This window comes from Variovorax paradoxus B4 (assembly GCF_000463015.1).
Lineage (GTDB): Bacteria > Pseudomonadota > Gammaproteobacteria > Burkholderiales > Burkholderiaceae_C > Variovorax > Variovorax paradoxus_E.
Window position 1 is genome coordinate 1,950,199 of the sequence record NC_022247.1, and the last position, 20,893, is coordinate 1,971,091.

A 20,893-nucleotide genomic window follows, 5' to 3' on the forward strand; every position below is an offset into this window, starting at 1 on the left:
CCATTTCCGCAGCCGGACACCCAGTGCTCCGGCTTCGTTCTTTCCATCGAACAGCAAGGAATCCTCATGCAAAACTTCGACAACCTGATCGGCGGCGAATGGCGTGCCGGCGCAAGCTACAGCCCCAACGTCAACCCCAGCAACCTGGCCGACGTGCTGGGCCAGTACGCGCAGGGCAGTGCCGCGGACGTCGAGGCCGCCGTGGCCGCCGCCACCGCCGCCTTCCCGGCCTGGGCCACCGGCAGCATCCAGGTGCGCTCCGATGCGCTCGACAAGATCGGCACCGAGATCCTCGCGCGCAAGGAAGAACTGGGCACGCTGCTCGCCCGTGAAGAAGGCAAGACCAAGGCCGAAGGCATCGGCGAAGCCACCCGCGCGGGCCAGATCTTCAAGTTCTTTGCCGGCGAGTGCCTGCGCCTGTCGGGCGAGGTGCTGCCTTCGGTGCGCCCGAACATCGGCGTGGAAATCACGCGCGAGCCGGTCGGCGTGGTCGGCCTCATCACGCCCTGGAACTTCCCCATTGCCATTCCCGCCTGGAAGATCGCGCCTGCGCTCGCCTTCGGCAACTGCGTGGTTCTGAAGCCCGCCGACCTCGTGCCGGGCTGCGCCTGGGCGCTCTCCGAAATCATCAGCCGCTCGGGCATCCCGGCGGGCGTGTTCAACCTGGTGATGGGCCGCGGCAGCGTGATCGGCGAGGCGCTGGTCAACCATCCCGGCATCCATGCGATCAGCTTCACGGGCTCGGTCGGCGTGGGTCGCAACATCGCCGTGCAGTGCGTCACCAGGCACAAGAAGGTGCAGCTCGAAATGGGCGGCAAGAACCCGCAGGTGATCCTGGACGACGCTGACCTGTCGCAGGCCGTGGAGCTCAGCGTGCAAAGCGCCTTCTACTCCACCGGCCAGCGCTGCACGGCCTCGAGCCGGCTCATCGTGACCGAAGGCATCTATCCCAAGTTCATCGAGGCCATGAAGGCGCGCATGGCCAAGATCAAGGTGGGCGATGCGCTGGCGCAGGGCACCGACGTGGGCCCGGTCTCGTCGAAGTCGCAGCTGGACCAGGACATGGAATACATCGCCATCGGCAAGGGCGAGGGCGCCACGCTCGCGGCCGGCGGCGAGCTGCTGAAGCTGGAGACCGATGGCTACTACATGTCGCCGGCCCTCTTCAGCGAATCGGCGGCGGCCATGCGCATCAACAAGGAAGAGATCTTCGGCCCGGTCGCGAGCGTGATCCGCGTGAAGAACTACGAAGAGGCGCTGGCCACGGCCAACGACACCGAGTTCGGTCTCTCGGCCGGCATTGCCACCACGAGCCTGAAGTACGCCACGCACTTCAAGCGCCACAGCCAGGCCGGCATGGTGATGGTCAACCTGCCGACCGCAGGCGTGGACTATCACGTGCCGTTCGGCGGGCGCAAGGGCTCGAGCTACGGGCCGCGCGAGCAGGGCAAGTACGCGCAGGAGTTCTTCACCACGGTGAAGACGGCCTACACGCTGGCCTGAGGTTCAGGCGAGCGGCAGCGAGCTCGGCGGTGTGCCTCGGCGACGGCGCATCGCGAGTTCGATCAGCTCGAAGATGCCTTCGCTCAGCAGCGCCAGCGCCGCGGCCGGCAGCGCGCCCGCCAGCAGCAGCTCGCGGTCGTTGAGGGCCAGTCCCGTCACGATGCGCTCGCCGAATCCGCCCGCACCGATGAAGGCCGCGATGGTGGCGGTGCCGATGGCGATGGCCGTGGCCGTTCGCACGCCTGCCAGCAGCGTGGGCAGCGCCAGCGGCAGCAGCACCAGCCGCAGGTTCTGCGGCGGCGTCATGCCAAGGGCGGTGCCGGCCAGGCGCAGGCCGTTCGGCACTTCGGCGAGGCCCGTCACGGTGTTGCGCATGATCGGCAGCAGCGAGTAAAGCGTGAGCGCGATCAGCGCGGGCAACGCGCCGATCGCTCCGAGCATGGAGATCAGCACGGCCAGCAGCGCGAGCGAAGGCACGGTCTGCAGCAGGCTCGCGAAGCCGAGCACCAGCGCACGCAGCCGCACATGCGGAAACACCAGGATCGCGAGCGGCACGCCGATCAGGATCGCAACACCGACGGATACCGCCACCAGCACCAGGTGCTGGCGCGCGAGCTGCCAGAGGTCGGGGCCGAACAGCTTGGCGGCGAAGCCGCGCCGGGGTTCCCGGGCCTCGGCCTTTGCGCCCTTGCCGGTGCCGGCCAGGAAGTCGCGCGCGATGGCGTCGAAGGGCACGCTCTGCAGTTCGGCGCGCGCATTCATCGCGATCATCGCGTGCTCGTCGAGGCGGCCCTCGAGCGCCTGCAGCGCGGCCCAGGCCTTGGGCAGCCGCGCCGGCAGGTCGAGCCTGTAGAGCACCACGGCGTCGTAGCGCGGAAAGTATTTCTTGTCGTCCTCCAGCACGCGCAGGCCGAGATGGTCGATCTTGGCGTCGGTGGTGTAGATGTCGATGGCGTCGATCTGCTTCGCGGCCACGGCTTCGTAGGCCAGCCCGTGGTCGAGGCCGGTGGGCGTCTGCGTGAAGCCGTAGCGCGCGGCGAGGCCCTTCCAGCCATCGGCACGGCCGAGGAACTCGTTCGACAGGCCGAGCTTGAGCTCGGGGTGCTTCGCGAGATCGCTCAGCGTGCGCAGGCCGAGCCGCTCGGCATCGGCCGCCCGCACGGCCAGCGCATAGCCGTCGTTGAAGCCGAGCGGAATGGCCACACCCAGGCCCAGCGGCGCCAGCGCCGCATTCATGGCCTCGCGCGTATCGGCCGGCGAGCCCTTGAGGATCTCGAGCGCGATGGTGCCGGTGTATTCGGCGTAGAGGTCGATCGCGCCCGACCGCAGCGCCTCGTACACGATGGCCGTGTTGCCCAGCCCCTGCCGCACCACCGGCGGCGATGCGGTGTGCGGCGCCGCGGTCTGCGCCAGCAGCTCGGCAAGGATGTACGACTCGGTGAAGCGCTTGGAGCCGACACGCAGCGTGCCCTCACCGGGTTGCGCCGACGCAGCGGCACCGAGCCAGGTAATGGCGAACAACAACAAGGCGGCGCGCAGGATGCGGCGGTGGGGCAGGCACATCGGGGGCCAGTGTATAGACATCGCCCCGATCGGCGCACCCGCCAATCTCCTACAAAACCTGGTGCGGGCTACCGATGCTTGCCAGATTCAATCGCACTGATCATGGCCGCCATGAAGAAGAAAACCCACCTCCTGCCCGGCCCCGACGTGCACGGCCTGCGCGAGCTCCCGGGCCTCAGGGTGGAGGGCTACAGCCTGCAGCTGCGCGACAAGGACGGCTTCGTCGGCGACCAGGCCAGCCAGACCGCCTTCAGGGAGCTACTCGAACGCTGGCGCAAGCGCCGCCGCAAGACCGGCAGCGATCCCTTGGGGCGGGAGCACTCGCGCGACCTCAGCAAGGCGCAGCTCGACCGCGTGCTGCAGAAGACCTCGGCCGCCGGCGACCTGATGCATGGCGCCATCGAGGAATTCGCCGAAGAACTGGCCTTCGTGATCCGGCGCTTCACGCGCCAGCCCTCATGGAAGAAGGTGGAGCGCATCGTGGTGGGCGGCGGCTTCACCGAGAGCGACGTGGGCGAGCGCGCCATCCTGCAGACGGCGGCCATCCTGGAAGACATGGGCGTGCACGTCCAGCTCGGGCGGCTGTCGCACGAGGTCGACGACGGCGGCCTGATCGGTTGGGTGCACCTGGCGCCGCCGGCCATGCTGAAGAAGCACGACGCCATCCTGGCCGTGGACATCGGTGGCACCAACGTGCGCTGCGGCATCGTGAAGACGCGGCGGCGCAAGGCGCCCGACCTGTCGCGTGCCAAGGTGGTGCGCCGGGAGAAGTGGCGCCATGCGGACGACGACCCGAACCGCACCGACATGGTCGAGCGCATCGCGGCCATGCTCGAGGACATGGTGCGCTATTGCGAGCGCAGGAAAATCAGGCTTGCACCTTTCATCGGCATTGCCTGTCCGGGGTTGATACGCAAGGACGGCTCGATCGAGCGCGGGACGCAGAACCTGCCGGGCGATTGGGAGAGCCGTGCGTTTCACCTGCCCAGCGCGCTGTGGCGCCGCATACCGATGATCGGCTCCGGCCCCACGCTGGTGCTGATGCACAACGACGCGGTGGTGCAGGGGCTGAGCGAGCTGCCCTTCATGCGCGACGTCTGCCATTGGGGCGTACTGACCATCGGCACCGGCCTTGGCAACGCGAGCTTCACCAACACCTTCTAGCCCGGTGCCGCAGCGACGGCGGGCGGCATGGTGCCGCCGAGCGCCTTGTAGACCGCCACCATGCCGACCGCCATGCGGCTCGTGCTCTGCACCTGGTCGCGCCGGGCCTGCAGCAGCGTGCGGCGGGCGTCGAGTTCGACGCCGAAATCCGTGAGCCCGTTCGCATAGCGCGCATGCGCGAGCGTGAGTGCGTCGCGGCTGCTGCGCTCGCGCTCGACCAGCTCGGCGTGGCGCTGGCGCTCGGCGGTGTAGGCGCTCAGCGCCGAATCGATTTCATGCCAGGCCTTGAGCACGGTCTGCTGGAAGGCCACCGCGGCTTCCTGCTGCTGCAGCTCGCGCAGGTTCACCGTGCTCCGGCGCCGGCCGTTGTCGAAGATGGGCAGGCTGATGGAGGGGCCGACATGCCATTGCCGGCTGCCCCATTCGCCAAAGCGCTCGCTGCCGGCCGATTCGTAGCCGAAGCCCGCACCGAGCGTGACGCGCGGATAGAGGTCTGCCACGGCCACGCCGATGCGCGCGGTGGCGGCATGCAATTGCGCCTCTGCCGCGGCGATGTCGGGGCGCTGGCGCGCCACATCGGAAGGCAGGCCCAGCGCAAGGTCGGGCAGCGGTGATGCCTGCAGCGCTTCGAGCGTGTCGCCCGCGCCGTCGGAAGGTGGCGCGAGTTCGGCGTTCAGCGTGCCGGGCGATGCGCCGGCCAGCAGCGTGATCTGGTTCATGGCCTGCGCCTCCTGCTGCAGCAGCATCGGAATGCGCGCGCGCAGCTCGGCCAGCTGCGTGCGCTGGCGCGTCGGGTCCAGGTCGGTGACCAGTCCGCCGTCGGCACGTGCCTGCACCAGCTCGAGCGACTCGGCCGCGGCCGCGATGTCGGCCCGGGCCAGGCGCAGTTCACGCTGTGCACCGCGCAACTCGAAGTAGCTGCGCGCCACCTCCGCCTGCACGCTGAGCTGCGCCTGCTGCAGCAGCGCGGCCGATGCGCCGGTGTCCGCATCGGCGGCCTCGATGCTGCGCCGCACGCGGCCCCAGAGGTCGATTTCCCACGAGGCATCGAAACCGGCCTGGTAGAGGTTGTAGGGCTCGCTGAGCGTGCGGATCAGCTGGTCGCGGTTGGCGACCGACGAGCCCAGCGCATCGATCATCCGCGTCGCGGTGCCGCTCTCGCTCTGGCGCTGCCGGCTGACGCTGCCGCTGGCATTGAGCTGCGGCGCCTGCTGCGCCGCCGCCGCGGTGCGCTGGACGCGGCTTTGCGCGAAGCGCAGGGCAGCGGTTTGCAGGTCATGGTTGGCGGCCAGCGCGCGGGCCTGCAAGCGGTCGAGCAGCGGATCGCCGAAGGCCTTCCAGTCGCCGGATGCGACGCCCGCCGGCGCGGCCTTGCGCTCGGCGCCGAGCAGCGCCGCCGAGCCGCCGTGCCATGCGGACCAATCGGTGGGCGCCTGCACTTGCGCGGGCCGGTGGTCGGGCCCCACGGCGCATCCACCCAGCAGAAGCGCAAGCACGGAATATGCGAAGAGGGTGCGTGATGCAGGCATGTGGTGCTCCCGGGTTCAGACCAGGCGATGGCGAAACAGCCAGGCCGCCAGCGGCAGCGTGACGATGGCGATGATCGACAGCGGAATCAGGTTGTGCCACACCGTGGCCAGGCCCACGCCCTCGAGGTAGACGCGCTGCACCAGGTCGATCGCGAAGCGCAGCGGGTTGGCCATGGTGATCACCTGCAGCACGTGCGGCATGTTGCGCACCGGCGTGGTCAGGCCGGAGAGCAGCATCATCGGCATCAACAGCACGAAGGTGTAGAGCATGGCCTGCTGCATGTTGGCCGACACCGCCGAAATCGAGAGGCCGATGCCCACGCTGGCCACCGTGAAGAAAACCAGCCCGGTGTAGAGCGTGACCAGCGAGCCCGCCATCGGAATGCCGAACCAGAACAGCGCCACCAGCAGGATCAGCGTCGACTGCGCGAGGCCCACCAGCACCGGCGGCAGCGCCTTGCCGATCATGATCTCGAGCGGCGACATCGGCGTGACCAGCAGCTGGTCGAAGGTGCCTTGCTCGCGCTCCCGCGCCACGGAAAGCGCGGTGAGCAGCAGCGTCTGCAGCATGCTGAGCGCGGCGATCAGGCCGGGCAGCAGGTTCCATCGCGTTTCGAGGTTGGGGTTGAACCAGGCGCGCGATTCGATGGTGAGCGGGGCCGGCGGTGCGCCGGCGCGCGCGCGCAGCTCGGCGTTGTAGCGCTCGACCACCGCGCTCACGTAGCCGGCCGCGGAGCCCGCGGTGTTGGAGTTGCGCGCATCCAGGATCAGCTGGATGGCCGCGGACTGTCCCGCGCTGAGCTGCTGCTCGAAGTTCGGCGCGATCTGGATCACGAGCAACGCCTTCTCGGTATCGATGACTTCCCGGATGTCGGCCTGCGTGCGCAGCGTGGCCACGCGATGGAAGACGCCGGTGCTGTCGAGGTGCGCAATCAGCTCGCTCGATGCGCCCGTGCGGCTCTGGTCGAGCAGCGCATAGGGCACGTTCGAGAGGTCGTAGGTGGCGGCATAGCCGAAGACGAGGCTCTGCATGATGGCGGGAACGAACAGGATCACGCGGCTTGCCGGGTCCTTGAAGATGGCGAGCAGCTCCTTCTTGCAGAGGTTGGCGACGCGCAGCAGGAAGTCGATCATGGAAGGCGGTCCTTCAATCCAGGCTCTTGCGCGTGACCACGCGGGCAAGCAGCAGCAGGCCGACCGCATAGGCCACGAGGACCGTGCAGTTGCGCCAGATCAGCGGCCAGACGTCGCCCGCGAGGAACAGCGTCTTGATCAGGTCCATGAAGTAGGTGGCCGGCAGCACGTGGCCGATCACGCGCACGGCGGTGGGCACGTTGCGCAGGTCGAACAGGAAGCCCGACAGCATCATCGAAGGCATGAACGTGACGATCAGCGCCACCTGGCTCGCGAGAAACTGGTTGCGCGTGACCGACGAGATCACCAGCCCCAGGCTCACCGCCACGATCAGGTACAGCATCGAGCTGAGCACCACCGCGAGCAGCGAGCCGTACATCGGCACCGCGAACAGGAAGCGCGCGGCCAGCAGGCACAGCGCAAGGCCCAGCATGCCGACAGCGAAATACGGAATGATCTTGGCCAGCAGTATTTCCACTGGCCGCACCGGCGTGACGAACAGCGCCTCGAGCGTGCCGCGCTCCCATTCGCGCGCCATCACCAATGCGGTGAGAAAGGCGCCAACCAGGGTCATGATGAGCACGATGAGGCCCGGCACCAGGTACCAGGTGCTGGTGTTCGCGGCGTTGAACCACATGCGCTGCTCCACGGTCACGCGGCCCGCTGCGGGGGCGTCGGCACCGGTGCTGCCGCCGCCGCGGTCGGCCTGGCGCACGGCCGATTGCGCCAGGGCGCCGCTCACGTAGGCCTGGATGATGGTCGCGCGCCCGGCGTCGGCGCCATGCACGATGAGCTGCACGTGCGCGTTGCCTGCAGCCAGCGCGCGCGAGAAATCCGAGGGCACGCGCACGATGCCGTCGATCTTGCGTTCGCGCATCAACGCCTCGGCGTCGTGCATGGAGCCCAGCAGCACGGGCGCGATGGTGGGCGAAAGTTGCAGGCCGGCCATGGCCTCATGCGCGGTGGGCGAGGGGTCTTCGAGCACCACGCCCACCGGTGCGTTCTTCACGTCCAGCGACATGCCGTAGCCGAAGATCAGGATCAGCACCATCGGCAGCAGGATGCCGATGGCCAGGTTGCTGCGGTCGCGCAGCAGCTGGCGAAACTCCTTGCGCGTGAGGGAGACGAGCCGGGTGCGGAAGCCGCTCATTGGTGCACCCCAGGCGCTGCGCGCCTTTCCGCCGAGCTGTCTTCCTGCCGCGCCTTCTCGACGATGCCGATGAAGGCCTGCTCCATGTCGATGCGCTTTTCGTCGTCCTCGCCATCGAGTGCCTGCGCCCGCACCTCGCGCGGCGTGCCGATGGCCAGCACCTTGCCGGCGTCCTGGATCACGATGCGGTCGCAGTACTCGGCCTCTTCCATGAAGTGGGTCGTGATGACGACGGTGGTGCCGCCTTCGGCCAGTGCCGTGATGCGGCGCCAGAACTCGCGGCGCGCGAGCGGGTCGGTGCCGCTGGTGGGCTCGTCGAGGAACAGGATCTCGGGCTCGTGCAGCAGGCCCGTGGCCATGGCCAGGCGCTGCCTGTAGCCGCCGGGCAGCTGGCCGCTGGGCGCGTCGAGTTCGCGTTCGAGGCCGAACTGCTGCAGCACCGTGTCCATGCGCCCCTGCAGCTTCTGCCCGCGCAGGCCGTAGGCGCCGCCGAAGAACGAGAGGTTCTCGCGCACCGTGAGATTGCCGTAGAGCGCGAACTTCTGCGACACGTAGCCGATGCGCTGGCGGGCCTGCGCGCGCGCGTGGCGCAGGTCGACGCCCGCCACGCGCAGTTGCCCGCCGCTCGCGGGCAGCAGGCCGCAGAGCATGCGAAAGGTGGTGGTCTTGCCCGCGCCGTTAGGGCCCAGCAGGCCGAAGATCTCACCGCGCCGCACCGAGAAGCTGGTGCTCGCCACGGCCACGAAATCGCCGAAGCGGCGCACCAGGTCCTTCACCTCGATGACCACTTCGCCGGGCTCGCCCTCGGCCGGTGCAAGGCCTTCGCTCGCCGCTGATGGCGCGATGTTCGTGTCGGTGGCCTGCCGGGCGCGCAGCAGCGTCATGAAGCCGTCTTCGAGCCGAGGCGGCACGGGCTCGGCGCGCGCACCGGCGAGCAGCTTCTCGAGGGCCGCGTCGTCCGTGCCTCGGCGGCGGATGAAGTGCACCTCGCCGCCCTTCGGCACGGCATCGACGATCTCTTGCCGCGCATCGAGCAGGCGCGCCTGCATCAGCCGTGGCGCCTCGCCGTCCGGCGGCGCCGCGACAAAGCAGGTGCCCTCTGCATGGCCGCGAATTTCGTCCGGCGTGCCCTGCGCGATCAGCCGGCCCTCCTGCAGCACGAACACGTGGCTGCAGCGCTCGGCCTCGTCGAGGTAGGCGGTGCTCACGATCACCGAAAGCTTTTCCTCGTCGACCAGCTGCTGCACGATCTGCCAGAGCTCGCGCCGCGAGAGCGGATCGACGCCCACGGTGGGTTCGTCGAGCAGCAGCAGGTCGGGCGAGCGCACCAGCGTGCAGGCGAGGCCGAGCTTCTGCTTCATGCCGCCCGAAAGCTTGCCCGCGGGGCGGTCGGTGAAGCGGCCGAGGTCGGTCATTTCCATCAGCCGCGCATAGCGCGCGCGGCGTTGGCCGGCCAGGACGCCGTGCAGGTCGGCGTAGAGGTCGAGGTTCTCCTGCACGCTCAGGTCGTCGTAGAGGCCGAAGCGCTGGGGCATGTAGCTGATGCGGTCCTGCACCGCCTGCGGGTCGGCCGACACGTCGATGCCGAGCACGCGCAGTTCGCCTGCGTCGGCGCGCATCAGGCCGGCCATCAGCCGCAGCAGCGTGGTCTTGCCCGCGCCGTCGGGGCCGACCAGCGCCGTGAGCGTGCCGGAGCGCACTTCGAGCGACACGTCGTCGAGCGCACGCACCACCTGCTTCGAGCCCTTGGCCACGAAGCGCTTGTGCAGGGAGCGTGCAACCACGGCGGGCCCGGTGTCGCGCATCAGGGTTTGCCGTTGGCGGTGGAGGAAGCGAGCTGCAGCCGCACGGTCGCCGGCATGCCGAGCCGCAGCCGGTCTTCCTTGTCGTCGACCATCACGCGGATCTCGTAGACCAGGCTGCTGCGCAGCTCCTCGGTCTGCACCGTCTTGGGCGTGAACTCGGCGACCGACGAGATGTAGCCCACCTTGCCCGCGATCGGCTGGCCGGGCTGGCTGTCCGTGGCCACGCTGGCCGGCTGGCCGGGCCGCACGCGGCCGAGGTCGGGTTCGGCCACATAGGCGCGCACCCACTTGGGATCGGTGATGGCCAGCGTGAAGGCCGGGCGCTGCGGCGAAGCCATGTCGCCGGGCTCGAGCAGGCGGGCGCGCACCACGGCGTCGATGGGCGACTTGAGCTCGGCTTCGGCCAGCTGGTGGTTCATGAGCGCGAGGTCGGCGCGTGCGGATTCGAGCTGGGCCTGCGCCTGCGCGATGTCTTCCTTGCGCGGGCCGGCCACCGCGAGCTGCTGCGCCTTGCGCGCATTGTCCAGCTGCGCGAGCGCCATCTTGCGGCGGGCCTGCGCACTGTCGAGGTCCTGCTGGCTCACCGCGCGTCCGGCCGTGGTCTGGCCGATGGCCTGCAGGCGCGCGAGCTGCTGCCGGGCAAGGTCGGCATCGGCCTGCGCCGCGGCCACCTGGGCGCCGGCCTGCGCCAGTTCCTCGGGGCGGCTGCCGGTCTTCAGGCGCAGCAGCGCCTGCTCCTGCACGCCGATGCGCGCCTGCGACTGCGCCACGCGCAGCACGAGCGAGCGGGTGTCGAGCCGGCCCAGCACCTGCCCGGCCCGCACATGGTCGCCTTCGCGCACCGCGAGTTCGGCCACGCGCTCGCTGGCATTGAAGGCGAGCGAGACCTGGCGCACGTCGACGTTGCCGTACAGCACGAGCTGGTCGGACGGCGCGGCCGAGCGGCTGAAGTACCACCAGCCGCCTGCAGCGGCCGCCAGCGCCACGAGGGCAGCGGCAATGAGAGGTCTCTTGTTCATGGGCGGGTTCCTGCCGGTTTCCACACGGATGCTCGCCGGATGTTATCAAATTGAAATTTGAATTTGAAGTATTTTTTCAGTTCGATTAACCTCGGCGCATGGCGACACGCTCTTCCAATCCCCGTTCCCCCGCTGTGCGCGAGGGTGCGGCGCGCATCCAGCGCACCGACGGCAGCACCACGCGCCTGCACATCCTCGAAACCGCGGGCCAGCTGTTTGCGGAGCGCGGCTTCGCCGAGAGCACCAGCAAGGAAATCTGCACGCGCGCCGGCACCAACATGGCGGCGGTCAACTACCACTTCGGCAGCCGGGACGGGCTCTATGAAGCCGTGCTGATCGAGGCGCACCGCCAGCTCGTGAGCATGGACGAACTGGTCAGCCTGGCCAGCGAGGCTGGCGATCCGCGGTTCAAGCTGCGCGCGTTCCTCACGCACCTGATCGAGCTGGGCAGCCAGCCCAGGGCACCCTGGGGATTCCGGGTGGTGCTGCGCGAGGCGCTGTCGCCTTCGCCGGCGCTGCCTGCGCTGATCCGGCAGGCGGTGCTGCCCAAGGCCCGGCTGATCCGCGGCCTGATCGGCGGCATCATGGGCCTGCCCGAGGACCATCCCTCGGTGCAGCGGGCCCTGCTGTTCGCGGTGCTGCCCTGCATCGTGATGACCGTGGCCCCCAAGGACCTGGCCGGCAAGGTGCTGCCGGCCCTGAAGGATGCCGAGGGCCTGGCGGACGATCTGATGCGCTACGTGTTCGCCGGCCTCGATGCCATCGCGAAGGAGGCGGCCAGGACCGCGGCGCCTGCTAGAGCTGGAAAGCGACGGTGAGCAGCAGCCCTTCGGCCACGTCGCGCACCAGGCCCGGACGCCGCGCGCGGTAGGGCTCGCCGGCGGAAGCGGTGGTGTCGATCCACTCGGCCAGCCAGTCGATCTCGCGCGGGCCGTAGAACACCACGGCCGCCTCGTGGTTGAGCAGCAGGCTGCGCAGGTCGAGGTTGATGGAGCCGCACATGGCCAGCTCGTCGTCGACCACCACGGCCTTGGCGTGGGCCATGAAGGGCAGCATGCGAAAGCTCACGCCCGCGCGGGCCAGGTCGCGCATGGCGCGTGCGCGCACGAAGTCGGCCAGGCGGTGGTTCGACCGCGCGGGCATGGCGATGGTCACCTGCACGCCGCGCCGGGCGGCCAGCCGCAGCGCATCGCGCAGCCCGTCGCCGGGCACGAAGTAGGGCGTGACGGCGAGTACGCGGTGCTCGGCGCGAAAGCAGGCGTCGATCAGCAGCGCATGGGCGGTGTCCTCGGTCTGGTCGGGGCCGCTCGGCAGGAACTGCGCCATGGCGCTGCCCGGGCTTTCCTCCACGTCATCGGCCGTGACGGCGCGCGCCTTGCGCCCGCGCACCGAACTCCAGTCGTGGTCGAACTGGCGCGCCGCCGCGGCGGCCACGCTGCCGCGCAGGTCGAACGAAAGATCGCGCCAGGCTTCGGGGTGCCTGTCGTTGCCGGTGAAGTATTCGCCGGCGAGGTTGCGCCCGCCGGACCACAGCCAGCCGTCGTCGGCAATGGTGAACTTGCGGTGGTTGCGCAGGTTGCGCGGCCCGATGCGGCGCAGGCTGAAGAAGGGGCGGAACACGGCGATTTCGCCGCCCGCCGCACGCAGCAGGCGGATGTGGCGGCGCGGCAGGGTCAGCGCGCCGAAGCCGTCGAGCAGCACGCGCACCTTGATGCCTTCGCGCGCGCGCTGCGCCAGCCGTTCGATCACCGCGCGGCCCAGCGCGTCGTCGCCGATGATGAAGGTGCACACGTCGATGCGTTCGCGCGCGCCGTCGATCACCTGCCACAGCGCCTCGCGGGCGGCGTCGCCGTCGGCATGCAGCCGGATGTCGCAGCGCCCCGGCGGCGCGAGGCCGAAGCTCTCGATGAGGTCGGCGGCCCAGTGCCCCGGCGCAGCCGTGCGCGCGGGCCGCGGCGAGCCCGCGGGGCGCAGCTTGCGCTGGCCGAACAGCAGGTACATCGGCAGGATGACGTAGGGCATCAGCACCAGCCCCATGACCCAGGCAATGGCCGTGGTGGGGGCGCGCTGTTCGCGGCGCGCGCGCGTGGTCAGCACATAGACCAGCAGCGCAAAGGTGACGACAAGAAAATGCTGGGACGGTGAGGGGAGCCAGTCGAACTTCGTATTCGGCATGTGGCAATGAGGCCCGAGGGTTCGTCCGCGCCGGTCAGCGTTGCAGGAAGGCGGGCACGCCGCGCCCCTGGGAGGCCAGGAACCGCATCATGGGGTCGACCGCCGCGCGCACCGCGGGCCGCTCGCCCACGCGGCCGCGCCAGGCCACGAGCCGCGGCGTCGCGTCGGTCATGCCGGCGCCCTTGCGGTCGGCGAACACGTGCGCCATGTAGAAGGCAATGTCGGCGAAGGAGTAGGAGCCCGCCAGGTATTCGCGCGTGGCCAGCAGGCCTTCCATTTCCTCGTAGTAGCGCGCGCAGGCGGCGCAGGCCGCCACGGCGGGTGCGCTCTGCATGTCGTGCTGCAGGCCGAAGAGCCGGATCACGTTGGGGAAGAACACTTCGTCCGACTTCTGCTCGAGCTGCCGCGCGCGGGCCCGTTCGGCAATGCCCTGGGGCCACAGCGCAGTCGTCGGGTATTGGTCTTCGAGGTACTCGAAGATCTGGGTCGAGTCGAACAGCTCGACATCGCCGTCGATCAGGATCGGCACCTGCTGCTTGACGGGATTGACGCGCAGCACCTCGGGGTGCTTGGGTTCGTAGGTGTCGTCCTTGGTGAACGGCACCATCACCAGTTCGAAATCGAGGCCTTTTTCGAGCGCGGCGATCTGCACCTTGGCGCCGAACATGCTGAGGGGGGCGGAATAGATCTGAGTCGTCATGCCCCCGACTTCACCATGAAAGGCGCCTCAGGTCGAGCCCCAGACCTCCTGCGCGGTTTCGATCACCAGGCGCAGCTTGGCGCGCTGCGCCTCCACCGCGATGTTGTTGCCGTGCACCGTGCTCGAGAAGCCGCACTGCGGCGACAGCGCGAGCTGCTCGAGCGGGGCGTACTTGGCGGCATCCTCGATGCGGCGCTTGAGTTCGTCCTTGTCTTCCATCTCGCCGAACTTGGTGGTCACGAGGCCCAGCACCACCGTCTTGCCCTTGGGCAGGTAGCGCAGCGGCTTGAAGTCGCCCGAGCGGGCGTCGTCGTATTCCATGAAGTAGGCGTCGAGGTCCATTTCCTTCAGCAGCGCCTCGGCCACCGGCTCGTAGTTGCCGGCCGCGGCGTGGGTGCTCTTGAAGTTGCCGCGGCACAGGTGCATGGCCAGCAGCATGCCCGGCGGCTTCTGCGCCACCACCTTGTTGATGAAGGCGGCATAGCGGTGCGGCAGTTCGTTCGGGTCGTCCCCGCGCTTGCGGGCGGCCTCGCGCATGTGCTCGTCGCACAGGTAGGCGAGGTTGGTGTCGTCCATCTGCACGTAGGTGCAGCCGGCGGCGGCCAGCGAGCGCAGCTCGTCGCCGTAGGCCTTGGCCACGTCGTCGTAGAACACCGGGTCGAGCTCGGGGTACGCCTCCTTGCTGATGCCGGCGCGGCCGCCGCGGAAGTGCAGCATGGTCGGCGAAGGGATCGTCACCTTGGGCGTGCGGCCGGCCGAGACCTGGCTCTTGAGGTACTGGAAGTCGGCGAGCTGGATGTCCTTGATGTGGCGCACCTTGTCGATCACGCGCATCGCGGGCGGCGCGAGTTCCTCGGTGCCGTCGGGCTTGCGGATCGTGACCGGAATGTCGGTCTTCACGCCGCCGAGCTGGTCGAGGAAGTCGATGTGGAAGTAGGTGCGGCGGAATTCGCCGTCGGTGATGCTCTTCAGACCGACGTCTTCCTGGAACCGGACGATCTCGGTGATGGCCCTGTCTTCGACCTCGCGCAGTTGCTCGGGCGTGATCTCGCCCTTGGCCTTTTGCTCGCGCGCTTCGAGCAGGTATCTGGGGCGCAGGAAACTGCCGACGTGGTCGTAGCGGGCGGGCAGGGCGGCGTGCTGGGACATGGTGATCTCCGTCATGGCTGAAAACGATGGGACATCGTATCGCCTCAGGAACCGGCATCAGTGTGTACAGCAGACCTGGTATTTACCCTTGTTTTGGCGCTTATCCCGCGAAAGCATCATGAATTCTGTATACATTGGGTATTCATGAAATCGCCCGCAACAGCATGAAGGCCGCAGCTGCGCCACCCGCCGAGCCCGTGGACGGCGGCGGCTCGCAGGCCGTGAAGGCGCAGCTGCGGCTGCGCGAAATGATCCTGGCCGGCGAACTGCCCGGCGGTGCACGCATTGCCGAGGTGGCCATCTCCGAGCAGCTCGGCGTGTCGCGCACGCCGGTGCGCAGCGCGCTCATGCGGCTCGAACAGGAAGGCCTGCTCGAGGCGCTGCCCAACGGCGGCTACGCGGTGCGCACTTTTTCCGAGCGCGACGTGGCCGATGCCATCGAGCTGCGCGGCACGCTCGAAGGCCTGGTGGCGCGGCTCGCGGCCGAGCGCGGCGCGGCGCCGGTGGTGCTGCGCGAGGCGCGCGCCTGCCTGGCACGCATCGACGAACTGCTGCGCGAGCCCGCGCTAGACGACGCGGCCTTCTCGCGCTACGTGACGCACAACGAGAAGTTCCATTCGCTGCTGTGCGAAATGGCGGCCAGTCCGGTGATTGCGCAGCAGCTCGAGCGCGTGGTCAACCTGCCGTTCGCGTCGCCCTCGGGCTTCGTCATCGTGCAGGCCAATTCGCCCGCCGCGCGCGACATGCTCGTGATCGCACAGGACCAGCATCTGCAGGTGCTCGATGCCATCGAAGCCGGCGAAGGCTCGCGCGCCGAGGCGCTGATGCGCGAGCACAGCCGCCTCGCACGGCGCAACCTGCGCGAGGCGCTGCATGGCACGCCCAGCGCCGAGCAGCGCCCGCTGCCCGGCGTGCAGTTGATCCGCCGGCGCGGCTGAGCGGCCCCTTCGATGAAAAGCGATCGCCAATGGATGCACGCGCGCAGCCCGTTGCGCTGCGCGATCATCGCGCAGTTCATTTGTTCATCGCGCAACAATGGCGCGCCCCGCCGATGGAGTAGGTGATTGCCTGCTCCGCCGGATGTTGCAAAGTGTTGAAAATAGCCCCCGATTCGCATTCCGCCCCTCCAAGGAAAACCTCATGCAAAGACGTCACCTCATCCAGACCGCAGGCCTCACGGCGCTTGCGCTTTCCATGTCGCTTGCCACTGCGCAGGACAGCAACAAGTTCAAGATCGGCCTGATCCTGCCGATGACGGGGCAGCAGGCGTCCACCGGCCGGCAGATCGAAGCGGCGGCCCGGCTGTACATGGCGCAGAACGGCGACACCGTCGCGGGCAAGAAGATCGAGCTGATCGTCAAGGACGACGTGGCCACGCCCGACGTCACCAAGCGCCTCGCGCAGGAACTGATCGTCAACGACAAGGTGAACGTGATCGCGGGCTTCGGCGTCACGCCGGCCGCACTGGCCGCCGCGCCGCTGGCCACGCAGTCGAAGACGCCGCAGGTGGTGATGGCTGCGGCCACTTCCAGCATCACTGAGGCCTCGCCCTACATCGTGCGTACGAGCTTCACGCTGCCGCAGGTGTCGGTGGCCATGGGCGACTGGGCGCCCAAGAACGGCGTGAAGACGGTGGTCACGCTGGTGGCCGACTACGGCCCGGGCAACGACGCCGAGAAGTTCTTCAGCGAGCGCTTCCAGCTCAACGGCGGCAAGGTGATCGAGAAGCTGCGCGTGCCGCTGCGCAACCCCGATTTCGCGCCGTTCCTGCAGAAGGTGCGCGACGCCAAGCCCGACGCGCTGTTCGTCTTCGTTCCCTCGGGTGCGGGTGCGGCCGTGATGAAGCAGTTCCTCGAGCGCGGCATGGACAAGGCCGGCATCCGCATGATCGCCACCGGCGACGTGACCGACGACGACCAGCTCAACGACATGGGCGAGGGCGCGCTGGGCGTGGTCACCTCGCACCACTACTCGGCCGCGCATCCGTCGGCCGCGAACAAGAAGTTCGTCGAGGCTTTCCAGAAGGCCAACCCGAAGATGCGCCCCAACTTCATGGCCGTGGGCGGCTATGACGGCATGCGCGTGATCTACGAAGCGCTCAAGGCCACCAAGGGGCAGGGCGGCGGCGACGCGCTGCTGGCCGCCATGAAGGGCCAGATCTTCGAGAGCCCGCGCGGCCCGGTGTACATCGACGCGCAGACGCGCGACATCGTGCAGGACGTGTACCTGCGCAAGGTCGAGAAGAAGGACGGCCAGCTCTACAACGTCGAGTTCGACGTGATCAAGGGCGTGAAGGATCCGGGCAAGGCAAAGTGACTGGGCGCATGAAGTGCTTTGTTCGGCGCGCTGTTGTTCAGGGCGCGCTCCCGCCGACGGGGTACGCGGCGAAGCGAATGTCCTCCGGCCTGCGGCCTCCCCCTTGATTTCGCTGCGCAAGGCACCCCATCGGCGGGATCGTTATGCAGAGCGGTTGTTGATCAGCGGTACACAAAGAGCGTGCCCAGTGCACAGGGCATCGGGTGCTCCCCGCAGCGAAATCAAGGAGGAGCCGAAGGCGGGGGACATGCGCGCAGGGGAGTACCCGGTGGCCTGGGCACGCGCCCTGAACAGAAGCATCCGAAACGAGAGCCACGCCATCACGCGGCAAGAAATTTGACATGTTGACCATTCTTTTCGACGGCATCGCCTACGGCATGCTGCTCTTCGTGCTCGCCGTGGGGCTGGCCGTGACGCTCGGGCTGATGAACTTCATCAACCTCGCGCACGGTGCCTTCGCCATGGCGGGCGGGTACCTCACGGTGTTTGCGATGCAGAAGCTGGGCGTGCCGTTCCTGGCCTGCCTGCCGCTCGCGTTCATCGTGGTGGCACTGGCCGGGGCGCTGCTCGAGCGCACGCTCTACCGGCCCATGTACGGCAAGCCGCATCTCGACCAGGTGCTGTTCTCCATCGGCCTGGCCTTCATGGCGGTGGCGGCCGTCGACTATTTCGTCGGCTCGTCGCAGCAGAACATCCAGTTGCCCGAATGGCTGCGCGGGCGCACCGAAGTCGGCGACGGCGCGCTGCTGCTCGGCATGGGGCACTACCGGCTCTTCATCATCGCCGTGTGCGCCGTGCTCACGGTGGTGCTGCAGCTCATCTTGTCGAAGACGCGCTTCGGCAGCCGGCTGCGCGCCGCGGTCGACGATCCGCGCGTGGCGGCGGGACTGGGCATCAACGTCAACATCGTGTTCCTGCTGACCTTCGCGGTCGGTTCGGGGCTGGCGGGGCTGGGCGGTGCATTGGGCGCGGAGATCCTCGGTCTCGATCCGACCTTTCCGCTCAAGTACATGATCTATTTCCTGATCGTGGTGTCGGTCGGCGGCACCTCGTCGATCACCGGGCCGCTCGCGGCCGCGCTGCTGCTCGGCATTGCCGACGTGGCGGGCAAGTACTTCATTCCGAAGATGGGTGCGTTCACCGTCTACCTGCTCATGATCCTGATCCTGATGTGGCGGCCGCAGGGCCTGTTCACGCGCAAGGGAGGGCGTTGAATGAGCGCGCCTTCTTCCACAACGACGACCTACGAATCGGCCCTGCTGCGCAAGGCGCGCTGGCGCCCGCTCGAGTTCGTGGCCTGGGCCGTGGCTTTCGCGCTGCCCTTCGTCGTGCCTTCGCATTCGCTGCTGGTCAACGAGATCGCCATCGTCGCGCTGTTCGCGATGTCGCTCGACCTGATCCTCGGCTACACCGGCATCGTCTCGCTCGGCCATGCCGCCTTCTTCGGCTTCGGCGCCTACGCCGCGGCGCTGTTCGCCAAGCTCGTGATGCCGGACCCGACCGTGGGGCTGGTGGTGGCCACCGTGCTGTCGGCCGTGCTCGGCCTCTTGGCGAGCGTGACGATCCTGCGCGGCAGCGACCTCACGCGGCTGATGGTCACGCTGGGCACCGCACTGCTCTTGCTCGAACTCGCCAACAAGCTCGACTGGCTCACCGGCGGCGCCGACGGCCTGCAGGGCGTGGTGATGGGGCCGGTGCTCGGCCTGTTCGAATTCGACCTGTACGGCCGCACGGCGGCCTGGTATTCGCTGGCCGTGATGCTGCTGCTGTTCCTCGCGATGCGGCGCATCGTGCATTCGCCCTTCGGCGCCACGCTGAAGGCGATCCGCGACAACCGGCTGCGCGCCATGGCCATCGGCATTCCGGTGGTGTCGCGGCTCGTGGTCATCTACACCGTGGCGGCCGGCATTGCCGGTGCTGCGGGCGCGCTGCTGGCGCAGACCACGGGCTTTGCCTCGCTCGACGTGCTGGCCTTCGACCGCTCGGCCGACGTGCTGCTGATGCTGGTGATCGGCGGCGTGGGCTGGCTCTATGGCGGCGTGGCGGGCGCCATCGTCTTCAAGCTGCTGCAGAACTGGCTCTCGGCCGTGACGCCGCAGTACTGGATGTTCTGGATCGGGCTGCTGCTGGTGCTGCTGGTGCTCGTGGGGCGCGACCGCGTGCTCAAGCCGTGGACGTGGCTGGGCGCCGGAAAGAAGAAAGAAGAGGAGGGTGCGGCATGACGGCCGAAACCGTGCTTTCGACACACGGGCTGGTGATGCGCTTCGGCGGCATCACGGCCACCAACAACGTCACCATGGAACTCAAGCGCGGCGCGCGCCATGCGCTGATCGGCCCCAACGGCGCCGGCAAGACCACGCTCATCAACCTGTTGACCGGCGTGCTCGTGCCCACCGAAGGCCGTATCTCGCTGCTCGGCGAAGACATCACCACGCTCGCGCCGCACAAGCGCGTGGCGCGCGGGCTGGTGCGCACCTTCCAGATCAACCAGCTGTTCGACTCGATGACGCCGCTCGAAACGCTGGCGCTGGTGGTGTCGCAGCACCAGGGCATCGCGTCGCAATGGTGGCGTCCGCTGGGGGCGAGCAAGGCCGTGACGGAACGCGCGGCGCAGCTGCTGGAGCAGTTCCACCTCGGCGACGTGGCGCAGCAGCAGACCAGGTTCATGGCCTATGGCAAGCGCCGCCTGCTGGAGATCGCGATTGCGCTGGCCTGCGAGCCGCGCGTGCTGCTGCTCGACGAGCCGGTGGCGGGCGTGCCCGCCGGCGAGCGCGAGGAGCTGCTGCAGACGGTGGCCGCATTGCCGGCCGATGTGTCGGTGCTCCTGATCGAGCACGACATGGACCTGGTGTTCAGTTTTGCCGACCGCATGACGGTGCTGGTCAACGGCACGCTGCTGACCGAGGGCGATCCCGAAACCATCGCCAACGATCCGAAGGTGAAAGAGGTCTATCTGGGCCACGGGGAGCATGCTCATGTCTGAGCTGCTGCGCATCGAGAACCTGAGCGCCGGCTACGGCGAGGCCGTGGTGCTGCACGACGTGGCGTTCACGCTCGGCGAAGGCCAGACACTGGCGCTCCTGGGCCGCAACGGCACGGGCAAGACCACGCTGATCAACACGCTGGCGGGCGCGACGCGGCAGCATGGCGGGACCATCTCGCTCGGCGGGCAAGCCTTGCACAAGCTCGCGCCGCACCAGCGCGCGGCGGCCGGCATCGGCTGGGTGCCGCAGGAGCGCAACATCTTCAAGTCGCTCACGGTGCACGAGAACCTCACGGCGGTGGAGCGGCCCGGAAAGTGGAACCCGCAGCGCGTCTACGAGATGTTCCCGCGCCTGGCCGAGCGCAAGACCAACCTGGGCACGCAGCTCTCCGGCGGCGAGCAGCAGATGCTGGCCGTGGGCCGCGCGCTGGTGCTGAACCCGAAGCTGCTGCTGCTCGACGAACCGCTCGAAGGGCTGGCGCCGATCATCGTGGAAGAGCTGCTGCGGGCGATCCGCCGCATCACGCAGGACGAGGGGCTGGCCGCGATCATCGTGGAGCAGCATCCGCAGGCGATCCTCGCGATCTCCGACCACGCGGTGGTGCTGGACCACGGCACCATCGTGCATGCCGACAGTGCTGCGGCATTGCGCAGCCAGCCGCAGGTGCTCGAACGGTTGCTGGGCGTGGCGCGCTGATGAACG

18 protein-coding genes are annotated in these 20,893 nt (G+C 68.6%); 9 read left to right on the plus strand and 9 right to left on the minus strand.

Annotated features, from left to right (window positions below; translation table 11 throughout):
• Positions 1 to 66 precede the first annotated feature (66 nt).
• Positions 67 to 1,503, plus strand: a complete 1,437-nt coding sequence (locus VAPA_RS08980; protein ID WP_021006455.1) for an aldehyde dehydrogenase family protein — start codon at positions 67 to 69, stop codon at positions 1,501 to 1,503.
• Between the two features lie 3 nt (positions 1,504 to 1,506).
• Here the strand turns inward: VAPA_RS08980 and VAPA_RS08985 are convergent, their stop codons facing one another.
• On the minus strand, positions 1,507 to 3,066 hold the full coding sequence (locus VAPA_RS08985) for an ABC transporter permease/substrate-binding protein (protein WP_196232550.1): 1,560 nt from the start codon (positions 3,064 to 3,066) through the stop codon (positions 1,507 to 1,509).
• Positions 3,067 to 3,177: 111 nt separating this feature from the next.
• Between VAPA_RS08985 and VAPA_RS08990 the strand changes: the two genes are divergently transcribed.
• Positions 3,178 to 4,230: an ROK family protein gene (locus tag VAPA_RS08990; RefSeq protein WP_021006457.1), complete on the plus strand. Its 1,053-nt coding sequence runs from the start codon at positions 3,178 to 3,180 to the stop codon at positions 4,228 to 4,230.
• Here the strand turns inward: VAPA_RS08990 and VAPA_RS08995 are convergent.
• Genes VAPA_RS08995 through VAPA_RS09015 form a run of 5 tightly spaced genes read right to left on the minus strand, consistent with a single transcriptional unit; the run spans position 4,227 to position 10,867 of the window.
• A complete protein-coding gene (locus tag VAPA_RS08995; RefSeq protein ID WP_021006458.1) occupies positions 4,227 to 5,759 on the minus strand; it encodes an efflux transporter outer membrane subunit in 1,533 nt (510 codons plus the stop codon). The genes VAPA_RS08990 and VAPA_RS08995 overlap by 4 nt on opposite strands.
• 15 nt (positions 5,760 to 5,774) lie before the next feature.
• The gene (locus tag VAPA_RS09000) at positions 5,775 to 6,893 is read right to left on the minus strand and encodes an ABC transporter permease (RefSeq protein WP_021006459.1); all 1,119 of its coding nucleotides are present in this window, start codon (positions 6,891 to 6,893) and stop codon (positions 5,775 to 5,777) included.
• A gap of 13 nt (positions 6,894 to 6,906) precedes the next feature.
• Positions 6,907 to 8,043: an ABC transporter permease gene (locus tag VAPA_RS09005; protein ID WP_021006460.1), complete on the minus strand. Its 1,137-nt coding sequence runs from the start codon at positions 8,041 to 8,043 to the stop codon at positions 6,907 to 6,909.
• Positions 8,040 to 9,848 (minus strand): ATP-binding cassette domain-containing protein, encoded by a 1,809-nt coding sequence (locus VAPA_RS09010; protein WP_021006461.1) that lies wholly within the window; start codon positions 9,846 to 9,848, stop codon positions 8,040 to 8,042. Before VAPA_RS09010 ends, VAPA_RS09005 begins: the two co-directional genes overlap by 4 nt.
• Positions 9,848 to 10,867 carry an HlyD family efflux transporter periplasmic adaptor subunit gene (locus VAPA_RS09015; protein ID WP_021006462.1) on the minus strand — a complete coding sequence of 340 codons (1,020 nt, stop codon included), beginning with the start codon at positions 10,865 to 10,867 and terminating at the stop codon, positions 9,848 to 9,850. Before VAPA_RS09015 ends, VAPA_RS09010 begins: the two co-directional genes overlap by 1 nt.
• A 98-nt stretch (positions 10,868 to 10,965) precedes the next feature.
• Here VAPA_RS09015 and VAPA_RS09020 point away from each other — a divergent pair, with 98 nt between their 5' ends.
• Positions 10,966 to 11,685 (plus strand): TetR/AcrR family transcriptional regulator, encoded by a 720-nt coding sequence (locus VAPA_RS09020; protein ID WP_021006463.1) that lies wholly within the window; start codon positions 10,966 to 10,968, stop codon positions 11,683 to 11,685.
• Here the strand turns inward: VAPA_RS09020 and VAPA_RS09025 are convergent.
• From VAPA_RS09025 to VAPA_RS09035, 3 genes are read right to left on the minus strand one after another with little or no spacing between them, the layout of a single operon-like run.
• Positions 11,663 to 13,042, minus strand: a complete 1,380-nt coding sequence (locus tag VAPA_RS09025) for a phospholipase D-like domain-containing protein (protein ID WP_021006464.1) — start codon at positions 13,040 to 13,042, stop codon at positions 11,663 to 11,665. The two genes, VAPA_RS09020 and VAPA_RS09025, sit on opposite strands and share 23 nt — an antisense overlap.
• 34 nt (positions 13,043 to 13,076) lie before the next feature.
• Positions 13,077 to 13,742: a glutathione S-transferase family protein gene (locus tag VAPA_RS09030; RefSeq protein WP_021006465.1), complete on the minus strand. Its 666-nt coding sequence runs from the start codon at positions 13,740 to 13,742 to the stop codon at positions 13,077 to 13,079.
• A 27-nt stretch (positions 13,743 to 13,769) separates the two neighbouring features.
• Positions 13,770 to 14,891 (minus strand): 5-methyltetrahydropteroyltriglutamate--homocysteine S-methyltransferase, encoded by a 1,122-nt coding sequence (locus tag VAPA_RS09035; RefSeq protein WP_021006466.1) that lies wholly within the window; start codon positions 14,889 to 14,891, stop codon positions 13,770 to 13,772.
• A gap of 164 nt (positions 14,892 to 15,055) precedes the next feature.
• On the opposite strand from VAPA_RS09035, the gene VAPA_RS09040 reads away from it, so the two are divergent.
• From VAPA_RS09040 to VAPA_RS09065, 6 genes are all read left to right on the plus strand, one after another.
• Entirely contained in the window at positions 15,056 to 15,829 is a 774-nt protein-coding gene (locus VAPA_RS09040) for a GntR family transcriptional regulator (RefSeq protein WP_021006467.1), read from the plus strand.
• Positions 15,830 to 16,031: 202 nt separating this feature from the next.
• Positions 16,032 to 17,207 (plus strand): ABC transporter substrate-binding protein, encoded by a 1,176-nt coding sequence (locus VAPA_RS09045; RefSeq protein ID WP_021006468.1) that lies wholly within the window; start codon positions 16,032 to 16,034, stop codon positions 17,205 to 17,207.
• A gap of 341 nt (positions 17,208 to 17,548) precedes the next feature.
• Positions 17,549 to 18,421, plus strand: a complete 873-nt coding sequence (locus VAPA_RS09050; RefSeq protein ID WP_012746890.1) for a branched-chain amino acid ABC transporter permease — start codon at positions 17,549 to 17,551, stop codon at positions 18,419 to 18,421.
• Positions 18,422 to 19,429 (plus strand): branched-chain amino acid ABC transporter permease, encoded by a 1,008-nt coding sequence (locus tag VAPA_RS09055; RefSeq protein WP_021006469.1) that lies wholly within the window; start codon positions 18,422 to 18,424, stop codon positions 19,427 to 19,429. It abuts the gene before it with no gap.
• Entirely contained in the window at positions 19,426 to 20,190 is a 765-nt protein-coding gene (locus VAPA_RS09060) for an ABC transporter ATP-binding protein (RefSeq protein ID WP_021006470.1), read from the plus strand. The genes VAPA_RS09055 and VAPA_RS09060 overlap by 4 nt, the downstream gene beginning before the upstream one ends.
• On the plus strand, positions 20,183 to 20,887 hold the full coding sequence (locus VAPA_RS09065; RefSeq protein WP_021006471.1) for an ABC transporter ATP-binding protein: 705 nt from the start codon (positions 20,183 to 20,185) through the stop codon (positions 20,885 to 20,887). Before VAPA_RS09060 ends, VAPA_RS09065 begins: the two co-directional genes overlap by 8 nt.
• Positions 20,888 to 20,893: the final 6 nt, after the last annotated feature.

Coding starts and splice junctions, on each gene's coding strand:
- VAPA_RS08980 (WP_021006455.1), top strand. CDS start 67: ATGCAAAACTTCGACAACCTGATCGGCGGCGAATGGCGTGCCGGCGCA.
- VAPA_RS08985 (WP_196232550.1), bottom strand. CDS start 3,066: ATGTGCCTGCCCCACCGCCGCATCCTGCGCGCCGCCTTGTTGTTGTTC.
- VAPA_RS08990 (WP_021006457.1), top strand. CDS start 3,178: ATGAAGAAGAAAACCCACCTCCTGCCCGGCCCCGACGTGCACGGCCTG.
- VAPA_RS08995 (WP_021006458.1), bottom strand. CDS start 5,759: ATGCCTGCATCACGCACCCTCTTCGCATATTCCGTGCTTGCGCTTCTG.
- VAPA_RS09000 (WP_021006459.1), bottom strand. CDS start 6,893: ATGATCGACTTCCTGCTGCGCGTCGCCAACCTCTGCAAGAAGGAGCTG.
- VAPA_RS09005 (WP_021006460.1), bottom strand. CDS start 8,043: ATGAGCGGCTTCCGCACCCGGCTCGTCTCCCTCACGCGCAAGGAGTTT.
- VAPA_RS09010 (WP_021006461.1), bottom strand. CDS start 9,848: ATGCGCGACACCGGGCCCGCCGTGGTTGCACGCTCCCTGCACAAGCGC.
- VAPA_RS09015 (WP_021006462.1), bottom strand. CDS start 10,867: ATGAACAAGAGACCTCTCATTGCCGCTGCCCTCGTGGCGCTGGCGGCC.
- VAPA_RS09020 (WP_021006463.1), top strand. CDS start 10,966: ATGGCGACACGCTCTTCCAATCCCCGTTCCCCCGCTGTGCGCGAGGGT.
- VAPA_RS09025 (WP_021006464.1), bottom strand. CDS start 13,042: ATGCCGAATACGAAGTTCGACTGGCTCCCCTCACCGTCCCAGCATTTT.
- VAPA_RS09030 (WP_021006465.1), bottom strand. CDS start 13,742: ATGACGACTCAGATCTATTCCGCCCCCCTCAGCATGTTCGGCGCCAAG.
- VAPA_RS09035 (WP_021006466.1), bottom strand. CDS start 14,891: ATGTCCCAGCACGCCGCCCTGCCCGCCCGCTACGACCACGTCGGCAGT.
- VAPA_RS09040 (WP_021006467.1), top strand. CDS start 15,056: ATGAAGGCCGCAGCTGCGCCACCCGCCGAGCCCGTGGACGGCGGCGGC.
- VAPA_RS09045 (WP_021006468.1), top strand. CDS start 16,032: ATGCAAAGACGTCACCTCATCCAGACCGCAGGCCTCACGGCGCTTGCG.
- VAPA_RS09050 (WP_012746890.1), top strand. CDS start 17,549: ATGTTGACCATTCTTTTCGACGGCATCGCCTACGGCATGCTGCTCTTC.
- VAPA_RS09055 (WP_021006469.1), top strand. CDS start 18,422: ATGAGCGCGCCTTCTTCCACAACGACGACCTACGAATCGGCCCTGCTG.
- VAPA_RS09060 (WP_021006470.1), top strand. CDS start 19,426: ATGACGGCCGAAACCGTGCTTTCGACACACGGGCTGGTGATGCGCTTC.
- VAPA_RS09065 (WP_021006471.1), top strand. CDS start 20,183: ATGTCTGAGCTGCTGCGCATCGAGAACCTGAGCGCCGGCTACGGCGAG.